The 1,024-nt window shown below is 35.6% G+C and carries 1 tRNA gene and 1 rRNA gene; both read right to left on the reverse strand.

Annotated features, from left to right (window positions below):
* Window positions 1-50: 50 nt before the first annotated feature.
* Window positions 51-126 (reverse strand) — tRNA-Val (locus tag C6W21_RS18845).
* 775 nt (window positions 127-901) lie between these two features.
* Window positions 902-1,017 (reverse strand): 5S ribosomal RNA (rrf, locus tag C6W21_RS18850).
* Window positions 1,018-1,024 lie beyond the last annotated feature (7 nt).

Raw genomic sequence — 1,024 nt, forward strand, 5'->3', positions numbered from 1 at the left:
AGTTGAGCTACACCGGCTTTATCTATCCTAACATTATGTAAGAATAAATATGGTGGAGGATGACGGGCTCGAACCGCCGACCCTCTGCTTGTAAGGCAGATGCTCTCCCAGCTGAGCTAATCCTCCATATTGTGTTGTCATTTCGAATGTCTCTCGATCCGACAAATAGTATTATATAACGATAAGATATTGTTTGTAAAGACTTTTTTAAAATAATTTTTGAATTTATTTTAACGTTGTTTTTTTCATCTTTTCGTTAAGGCACCTAAAGAATTCTACCACTTGTCTCATCATTTTAAAAGTCTTTTTTTCATCTTTTTATGTTTTTTTGTTAAAAAGGTCTCTAATAAAGCTTTATTGATGTGAAATTACCCTTTTCAAGCTTTTTATATGCTTATTTTATTCAATATATCTTCTCATACAAATTATCTAAAGAAGGAATTCATTTATTATTTTATTTTTCTGAGAAATCATTTTCATGTAAAAATATCCGTAAATGATGCTGTTCTTTACTATCTTCAATATCAAAGTGTTACTAAGGGTAACAAGCTAGTTGTTGATTCTTTCTGTTCTTCCTTAGAGCGAAAAATTCAACTGTAGGTGTTCTATGTTCTTTGGCGATACTCAGTCATCTAGTGTGTCTCTAAACAGCCATCTATATCTGGCTGCCAAAGAAAATTCTTATTATCTGCTTTCTATGCTTTTGATCTGCATCCTAAACGAATTGAACAGCTGACCCACATAACAGCTGCGTAGTGAAAGTAAGACGGACGGAAAGATTAACTTATCGATGAGGCATTTACTAAATCATCACTTCTCACTTTACAAAGTGATTTAATAGAAGTAATTTTTTCAAAAACACAAAAAAGACCAGTTCCGAATGGAACTGATCCTTAGAAAAGCTTGGCGGCGTCCTACTCTCACAGGGGGAGACCCCCAACTACCATCGGCGCTGAAGAGCTTAACTTCCGTGTTCGGTATGGGAACGGGTGTGACCTCTTCGCTATCGCCACCAAACCTGATG

Origin of the sequence: Bacillus sp. NMCN1 (genome assembly GCF_002998085.1) — a bacterium.
In the GTDB taxonomy this organism is placed as follows: Bacteria; Bacillota; Bacilli; order Bacillales; family Bacillaceae; genus Bacillus.